Raw genomic sequence first — 1,672 nt, 5'->3', positions numbered from 1 at the left:
GAATACTGGGTGGCTTTGTGAACCGCTCTGAGCAATTTGGTTATGAAGCTGCGGAGATAATGGCGAGTAAGATGGGGATGTCTCTGACGTCAGCGGCGCATGCGCTGGCTATCACCGAAGCGGTCTTGGACTATAAGGCGCTTACAAAATACGAAATCAGCCATTATGACATCCCTAAAAACGCTGAAATTCTTAATGCGCCACCGCCACTGTTTAAAGTAAACCTCAAAACACTGTTGTTCACGTGCGGCATTATTGTGCTGCTTTCTCTTGTTGTTGTGATTCAGTTTATGACTATTCGCCAACGTAAAGAGATTGATAAGAAAAATAGAAAAATTGTGTTGCTTCAAAAACGAACGCTAAACGTCCAAAAAGAGATGATTCACGTATTGGGTGAGGCGATTGAAAGTCGCTCTGGAGAAACTGGCCAACATGTAAAACGTGTCGCTAAACTGTCTCGTCGTTTGGCTCAACTTTGCGGATTGACGCACCGTGAAGTGGAAATGATTGAAATCATTAGCCCTATGCACGATGTCGGAAAGATCTCCGTGCCAGAATCGATTCTCGATAAGCCTGGCGCATTGACAAGTTCAGAGCGTGAAATCATGAAGCAACATACCATTAAAGGTTATGAGTTGCTGAACATGAAAGAGGGCGACATCACCAAATTAGCAGCGGTGGTTGCCCACGAACACCATGAAAAATGGGACGGTACGGGTTATCCAAATAATCTAAAAGGTGAGGACATTCATCTCTTCGCACGCATCGTCGCAATTGCTGATGTATTTGACGCATTATTAACAGAGCGTTGCTACAAACGGGCTTGGACAATTAATGAAGTCGTCGATTGGTTTAAGTTGGAACAAGGCAAACACTTTGACCCAATATTATGCCAACTGTTGCTAGATAATTTAGATGACTTCATCGAAGTTCGATACATGTATCCTGATGCATAACAAACTGAGCAAGATTACATTCGGTGATCTTGCTTAGAAAAACAGGAATTGCTTTTCCCCATTTCTACGAAATGCCAAGTCTGTCGTTTAAACAAATCTAAACTCAAATATGATTAAGCCATACATTTGTATTAAAAAATAAGTTTGATCAGCGACATCGACAAATGCGTCTAGGGGAAGGCTATGGCAATTACCAATATTAAATGCGTGATTTTTGATTGTGATGGCACGTTGGTCGACAGTGAGCGTTTATGCTGCCAAGCACTAGTGAATGTATTTAATCAACACGGTGCAGAGTTAACGATGGAAGAATGTGTTTCTCACTTTAAAGGTGGAAAACTGGCCGATATTCTTCTTGATACCAAAGAGTTGATGAACATTAATGTTCCAATTGATGTTCTTGAACCCCAATACCGAACAGAAGTTCAAAAATTGTTTGTTCGTCATTTACAACCAATGGATGGCGCTAAAAGGCTGATCCAATTCCTCGACTCTCACAATATTGAATACTGCGTCGCGTCAAATGGTCCCAAAGATAAAATTGAATACGCACTTGAGTTAACCGGTCTGCTTGATGCATTCAAAGGAAAAGTATTCTCTGCGTTTGAAGCAAATAGTTGGAAACCTGAACCTGATTTGATCATGTACAGCGCGATGAGCATGGGCTTTTTGCCTAGTGATTGTTTGTATATCGATGATACACCCAAAGGTGTAGA

2 protein-coding genes are annotated in these 1,672 nt (G+C 41.5%); both read left to right on the top strand.

The genetic code is table 11. The annotated features are described in order from the left end of the window. Positions 1 to 956 (top strand): HD-GYP domain-containing protein (locus R7P67_RS23645; RefSeq protein WP_318086169.1); only part of this gene is annotated, 956 nt, incomplete at its 5' end. 183 nt (positions 957 to 1,139) lie between these two features. Beyond that, a partial coding sequence (locus R7P67_RS23640) for an HAD hydrolase-like protein (RefSeq protein ID WP_140139105.1) occupies positions 1,140 to 1,672 on the top strand: 533 nt, incomplete at its 3' end.

Source organism: Vibrio sp. Vb0937, from assembly GCF_033338855.1.
Note: the sequence above shows the minus strand (reverse complement) of the source record. Positions and strands in the feature narration are given on the sequence as shown.